Here is a 6,146-nt window from a genome sequence, read left to right as displayed (position 1 = left end):
CGCGCAGACCGTGCAGGTGTCGGCCTACCCCGACCACTACGCCCAGTGGGAACAGCAGGCCGCCGACCTCGTCACCCAACACTGGAACAGCTGACCCCCCAGCTGACCGAGGAACACAACCGAAGACATTCCTCCACAGGGGGAACAAGAACCGCTGGCCGGCACCCGAACCAGGGTGCCGGCCAGCGGCATCTGCACACCAAGAAGCAGGCTGACCGCAGACAGATCAATACAGCCGGCAACAAGCCAGCAGCCAACAGCAGGCAGAAGGCAGAAGGCTAAGCAGAAAGCACGACAGCAGGCAGCAGGCTGAGGCCAGGCAGTCAACAGACGCCCGACCAACCCACCCGGGGCTGGCCCACCCGGACGGCGGCCGACCAGGTCAGGCTGGGGGCGACCGTGCCCGGCGCAGGGATCAAGCCTGACCGCCCGGAGCCGGGCACGGTCGCCCCCAGCCCCGAACCGCAAGCACCCGAAAACCGGACACCGCATAACTCAGGCTCAGGTGGCGCTGATCGTCCCGGTCAGCAGCAGGGCCAGGACGAGCGTGCCGATCGCGACCCGGTAGAGCACGAAAATGTAGAGGGTGTGATGCGCGACGTAGCGCAGCAGCCAGGCGATGGCCGCGTAGCCGACAGCGAACGCGATGAGCGTGGCGACGACCATCTGCGCGACGGTGGGCACCGAGGTGCCGGGTGCCGCCGGTTCGAAGACGTCCCCCAGGCTGAAGATCCCGGACATCACCACCGCCGGGATGGCCAGCAGGAACGAGTAGCGGGCCGCCGTCTCCCGGGTCAGGCTCAGGAAGAGACCGAAGGTGAGCGTCGCGCCGGAGCGTGACACACCGGGGATGAGCGCCAGCGCCTGGGCGAAGCCCATCACCACGCCGTCCCGCATCCGGAAGTCCCGCAGGGTACGGGTCTGCCGTCCCCAGTACTCGGCGAACGCGAGCACGAAGGCGAACACGATCAGGGTGGTGGCCACCACCCACAGGTTGCGGGCGGTCTCGCGGATCTGGTCCTTGAACAGGAAGCCGAAGAGGCCGATCGGGATGGAACCGACGATCACGTACCAGCCCATGCGGTAGTCCAGGCTGGAACGGACGGACTTGTCCCAGATGCCGACCACCCAGGTTCGGCCGATGCGCCAGATGTCCTTGGCGAAGTACAGCAGCACCGCCGCCTCGGTGCCCAGCTGGGTGACCGCGGTGAAGGACGCTCCGGCGTCCTGTTCGAAGAAGATCGCCGAGGTGATCCGCAGGTGCCCCGACGAGCTGACCGGAAGGAACTCGGTCAGGCCCTGGACGATGCCCAGGACGATAGCTTCGATCCAGGTCACTCCCCGACTCCCGAGAGGTCCAGCGCCTCGGCCACGGTCCGTAGGGTCTGCACACCGGTGTCGCGGTCGGCGACGAAGAGGGTCACCGACAGGGTGGTGACGCCGGCCTCGGCGTACTCGCGCATCCGCTCGGCGATGCGTTCCTTCGGCCCGAGCAGCGAGGTCCGGTCGATGAACTCCATCGGCACGGCGGCCGCAGCGTCACGCTGCCGCTTGGCCAGGTAGAGCTCCTGCACCTCGCGGGCGGCGTCGCCGTAGCCCATCCGGGTGGCCAGTTGGTTGTAGAAGTTCTGCTGGCGGCTGCCCATGCCACCGACGTACAGCGCCGCGTACCAGCGGACCAGCTCGGCGCAGGAGTTCAGATCGTCGCCGACCACGACCGGCACGGACGGCACCACGTCGAAGCCGGCCAGCTCCTTGCCGGCCTTGGCCCGACCGGCGCGCACCGCCGCGAGCTGCTCCTGCGCAAACTCGGGCGCGTAGAAGACGGCCAACCAGCCGTCGGCGATCTCGCCGGCCAGTTCCAGGTTCTTCGGCCCCACCGCGGCCAAGTAGATCGGGATGTGCTCGCGCGGCGGGTGGAAGCCCAGCCGCAGCGCCTTGCCGGGGCCGTCGGGCAGCGGCAGCGTGTAGAACTCGCCGTCGTAGGCGACCTCCTTACGGCCCACCGCCAGCTTGACGATGTCCACGTACTCGCGGGTGCGGGCCAGCGGCTTGCCGAACCGTACGCCGTGCCAGCCCTCGGAGACCTGCGGGCCGGACACCCCCAGGCCGAGCCGGAACCGCCCCCCGGAGAGCGAGTCGATCGTGGCTGCGGTCATCGCGGTCATCGCCGGCGTCCGCGCGGGGATCTGCATCACCGCGCTGCCGATGTCGATTCGCTCGGTCTGCCCGGCCATCCAGGCCAGCATGCTCGGCGAATCGGAGCCGTATGCCTCGGCCGCCCACACCACCGAGTAGCCGAGCCGGTCCGCCTCCTGAGCCAGGGCCAGGTGATCGGCCGGCGTGCTCCACGCTGTCTGGTATCCGAGGCTTAGCCCGAGTCGCACAGAGTCCTCCCCCATCCGCAGTCGCATCAGGTTACGCGGTGTGGGTGGCCGGGACGATCACCGGCTCACCCCGATTCGCGGGCAGACTCGACGGGAGCGAGGATATCCGTCCGGCCCCGGTTCGAAATAAGGTTCACCCATGCAGCAGCGACCGCTCGGCCGCAGCGGGCTGGCGGTTTCCCGGCTCGCGCTCGGCACCATGACCTGGGGCCGGGACACCGACGCCGACGACGCGGCCGCGCAGTTGAAGAGTTTCCTCGACGCCGGTGGCAACCTGATCGACACCGCGGACGTGTACGGCGACGGCGACGCCGAGTCGGTGATCGGCTCGCTGCTGGGCAGCCTGGTGCCCCGCGAGGAGTTGTTGATCGCGACGAAGGCGGGGCTTCGGCCGGGCGGCGGCCGGCGCCGGGACGGCTCCCGTGGGCACCTGCTGCGCACGCTGGACGCTTCGCTGCGACGGCTCGGCACCGACCATGTCGACCTGTTCCAGGTGCACGGCTACGATCCGCAGACCCCGCTGGAGGAGACCCTCGCGGCACTTGATCACGCGGTGGCCAGCGGCCGGGTGCGCTACGTGGGCGTGTCGAACTTCTCCGGCTGGCAGACCGCCCGGGCGGCAGCCTGGCAGGCGGCCTGGCCCGGGCGGGCCCCGGTGGTGGCCGCCCAGGTGGAGTACTCCCTGCTGGAGCGGGGGGTGGAGCGGGAGGTGCTGCCCGCCTGCGAGGCGCTCGGGTTGGGAGTGCTGCCCTGGTCCCCGCTTGGTCGTGGCGTGCTGACCGGCAAGTACCGACACGGCCGACCGGCGGACTCCCGGGCGGTGTCGCCGCATTTCGAGCGATTTGTCGCCACCTACCTGGAACCGCGCTGCTCCAGCATCGTGGAGGCGGTGGCCACGGCCGCGAGTGGACTCGGCGTCTCCCCGCTGGAGGTGGCGCTCGCCTGGATCCGGGATCGGCCGGGCGTCACCGCCCCGATCCTCGGCGCGCGTACCTCGGGGCAGTTGCTCGGGGCGCTTCAGGTGGAACGGATGACCCTGCCCGACGAGATCACCACGGCGCTGGACGACGTTTCGGCGCTGGAGGTCGGCTATCCGGAGCGCGATGGTTGAGCATCACCCGGTGAAGGGTGGCGCGCCAGGGGTCGGGCTGGGCAGCATAGGCCCCATGGACTACGAGTACGCGCCGCTGCGGTTACCGCCGAACGTCGACCGGTTGACCGCCGCGGCGCAGCTGGCGATTCAAGCGGAGTTCTCCGGCTGGGAGCTGGCCCGGGTGCGGCTGTTCCGCGACGGTACGCGGCAGGTGGTGCTGCGCCGCCGACGGGTCAACCAGCCGCAGCCGGGCCTGTCGTACTGACCGTAGGCGGCGCGCCGGGCAGCCGGCCGCCCCATAAGGTGGCCCGCCCGGAGATGGGCGCCGGCCCGGGAGACACCATGTCTCCCTCGCGCGCTGTCGAGCTGAGTCGTCTCGCTCTCGTCCCGACCGATCCGTCCGCGCCTGACCGATCCGTCCGCGCCGTAAGGTCGACAGCACGCAGACGGCGATCACCGGGCCGACCGTTGCGGCCGGCCCGGTGACCGATGGGCGCCTACGCTGTCAGTGCACGTGGTCGTGCTCGTCGTCCAGTTCCAGGAACGGGTGCTCGTCGAGGCGGCCGACCAGACGGTCGTCGGCGCCGGGCTGGAACGGACCGACCGGGTCGTCGTCGGCGAACGACTCCAGGTCGACCGGGGTACCGACCTCGCTGACCATCACCACACCGTCGAGTGGCTCCAACTCCGGCACGTCGAGCGCGCCGAGTGAGCCGTCGCCGCTCTGCAGCAGTTCCAGCACCGCCTCGCCGACGCCCTCCACCGGCGGCACCTCCTCGTCGCCGGGTACACCCTCCCGGCGGGCCGCCTCGGCAATCCGGATCAGCGCGGAGACGCTCGGCACCCGGTAGTCGCGCCGCTGGCGTACGGAGATCACCTGCGGGTGCGGGTCGGTCGACTCGACGCCCTCGCCGCCGGCGAAACGCTGATCGGCCTCGTCCGGGTCGATGGACTCGACGTCCCACGGGGTGACCTCGCCGAAGGCGTCCATGAGTTGCTCGTCGTAGGCGAACGACGCATTGTTCAGCGCGACGTACGCCTGCCAGACGTCGTCGTCGTCGATCCGGCCCTGCGCGGCCCGGACGGCGGCCAGATGGTGGCGGGCCGCTTCGATCACGCGCTCGAGAGCGGCGTCCAGCTCACCGTGCTGGTCGGTCATGTGAGGCGTCCCCTTCACGAAGAATCCAGGATGTCTAACAGGTACGCAGGAACCGGTCGAGAACCCGCACGCCGAACTGTAGTCCGTCAACCGGTACCCGCTCGTCGATGCCGTGGAACAGCGCCGAGAAGTTCAGGTCGGCCGGCAGCCGCAGCGGCGCGAAACCGAAGCAGCGGATGCCCAGCTGCGAGAAGGCCTTGGCGTCGGTGCCGCCGGAGAGCATGTACGGCACGGGCCGCGCCCCCGGATCCTCGGCCCGCAGCGCGGCGCCCATGGCCGCGACCAGCTCGCCGTCGAAGGTGGTCTCCAGCGCCGGCTGCCGTTGGACGTACTCGATGGCGATGTCCGGGCCGACCAGCTCGCGCAACTGGCGCTCCAGCAGCTCCGACTGGCCGGGCAGGCTGCGGCAGTCGATGGTGGCGCTGGCCCGGCCGGGGATGACGTTGTCCTTGTAACCGGCAGCGAGCCGGGTCGGATTCGCGGTGTTGCGGATGGTGGCGCCGACGATGTTGGCGATCGGGCCGAGCTTGGCGATGGCGGCCTCCGGGTCGTCCGGGTCCAGCTCGATTCCGAGGACCTCGGAGACCTCCTCCAGGAAGGCGCGTACGGTGTCGGTGACCACCACCGGGAAGCGGTGCCGGCCGATCCGGGCCACCGCCTCGGCCAGCGCGGTGACCGCGTTGTCGTCGTGCAGCATCGAGCCGTGCCCGGGCCGGCCCTTGGCGTGCAGCCGCAGCCAGTCGATGCCCTTCTGGGCGGTCTCGATGAGGTAGAGCCGCCGCGACGGGTCCACCGTGTACGAGAAGCCGCCGACCTCACCGATGCCCTCGGTGCAGCCGTCGAAGAGCTCGCGGTGCCGGGTGGTCAGGAAGTGCGCTCCGTACTCGCTGCCCGCCTCCTCGTCGGCGGTGAACGCGAGCACGACGTCCCGTGGTGGGCGCACCCCCGTACGCTGCCAGTGCCGCACCACCGCCAGGACCATCGCGTCGAAGTCCTTCATGTCGATGGCGCCGCGGCCCCACAGGTAGCCGTCGCGCAGCTCGCCCGAGAACGGGTGCACCGACCATTCGTCGGCGTCCGCCGGTACGACGTCCAGGTGCCCGTGCACGAGCAACGCGCCGCGGCTGGGATCGGTGCCGGGTATCCGGGCGATCACGTTTGCCCGGCCGGGCGCGGACTCGTGGATGACCGGAGTGATGCCGACGTCGGCGAGCTTTTCCGCGACGTACTCGGCCGCGCCTCGTTCGCCGATGCTGGTGGCGTTGTCGCCGGTGTTCGTGGTGTCGATGCGCAGCAGGTCCCGGCACAGCTCGACGACCTCGTCGGTCGGCGCGGGAAGGGCGGCGTGGGCGTCGCTCGTCATCGTGCCTTCATATCAGCCTTAGTGGGGTGGCCAGAAACGTTCACCGGGCCGCGCCGGATCCAGCCGACGTGTCCGGCGCCGACATCGACGGTTTCCGCCGGGACGTGATCCGGTTGGTGACCGGCAGCGCCGGCCTGACGGCCG

6 protein-coding genes are annotated in these 6,146 nt (G+C 70.4%); 2 read left to right on the top strand and 4 right to left on the bottom strand.

The window, feature by feature from the left end:
* Window positions 1-501 precede the first annotated feature (501 nt).
* Both AB0J93_RS30020 and AB0J93_RS30015 read right to left on the bottom strand, forming a co-directional pair.
* The gene (locus AB0J93_RS30020; protein WP_363925722.1) at window positions 502-1,338 is read right to left on the bottom strand and encodes an undecaprenyl-diphosphate phosphatase; all 837 of its coding nucleotides are present in this window, start codon (window positions 1,336-1,338) and stop codon (window positions 502-504) included.
* A complete protein-coding gene (locus tag AB0J93_RS30015; RefSeq protein ID WP_363925721.1) occupies window positions 1,335-2,387 on the bottom strand; it encodes an LLM class F420-dependent oxidoreductase in 1,053 nt (350 codons plus the stop codon). Before AB0J93_RS30015 ends, AB0J93_RS30020 begins: the two co-directional genes overlap by 4 nt.
* A gap of 139 nt (window positions 2,388-2,526) precedes the next feature.
* On the opposite strand from AB0J93_RS30015, the gene AB0J93_RS30010 reads away from it, so the two are divergent.
* Both AB0J93_RS30010 and AB0J93_RS30005 read left to right on the top strand, forming a co-directional pair.
* Window positions 2,527-3,498 carry an aldo/keto reductase gene (locus tag AB0J93_RS30010; RefSeq protein ID WP_363925720.1) on the top strand — a complete coding sequence of 324 codons (972 nt, stop codon included), beginning with the start codon at window positions 2,527-2,529 and terminating at the stop codon, window positions 3,496-3,498.
* A gap of 55 nt (window positions 3,499-3,553) precedes the next feature.
* A complete protein-coding gene (locus AB0J93_RS30005) occupies window positions 3,554-3,745 on the top strand; it encodes a DUF5703 family protein (protein WP_053655860.1) in 192 nt (63 codons plus the stop codon).
* Window positions 3,746-3,985: 240 nt separating this feature from the next.
* On the opposite strand, the gene AB0J93_RS30000 is transcribed toward AB0J93_RS30005, so the two are convergent.
* Both AB0J93_RS30000 and AB0J93_RS29995 read right to left on the bottom strand, forming a co-directional pair.
* On the bottom strand, window positions 3,986-4,639 hold the full coding sequence (locus tag AB0J93_RS30000; protein ID WP_363925719.1) for a hypothetical protein: 654 nt from the start codon (window positions 4,637-4,639) through the stop codon (window positions 3,986-3,988).
* A gap of 34 nt (window positions 4,640-4,673) precedes the next feature.
* Window positions 4,674-6,002 (bottom strand): M20/M25/M40 family metallo-hydrolase, encoded by a 1,329-nt coding sequence (locus AB0J93_RS29995; RefSeq protein WP_363925718.1) that lies wholly within the window; start codon window positions 6,000-6,002, stop codon window positions 4,674-4,676.
* Window positions 6,003-6,146 lie beyond the last annotated feature (144 nt).

This window comes from Micromonospora sp. NPDC049374 (genome assembly GCF_040677165.1).
Classification (GTDB): domain Bacteria; phylum Actinomycetota; class Actinomycetes; order Mycobacteriales; family Micromonosporaceae; genus Micromonospora.
Note: the sequence above shows the minus strand (reverse complement) of the source record. Positions and strands in the feature narration are given on the sequence as shown.

Coding starts and splice junctions, on each gene's coding strand:
- AB0J93_RS29995 (WP_363925718.1), bottom strand. CDS start 6,002: ATGACGAGCGACGCCCACGCCGCCCTTCCCGCGCCGACCGACGAGGTC.
- AB0J93_RS30000 (WP_363925719.1), bottom strand. CDS start 4,639: ATGACCGACCAGCACGGTGAGCTGGACGCCGCTCTCGAGCGCGTGATC.
- AB0J93_RS30010 (WP_363925720.1), top strand. CDS start 2,527: ATGCAGCAGCGACCGCTCGGCCGCAGCGGGCTGGCGGTTTCCCGGCTC.
- AB0J93_RS30005 (WP_053655860.1), top strand. CDS start 3,554: ATGGACTACGAGTACGCGCCGCTGCGGTTACCGCCGAACGTCGACCGG.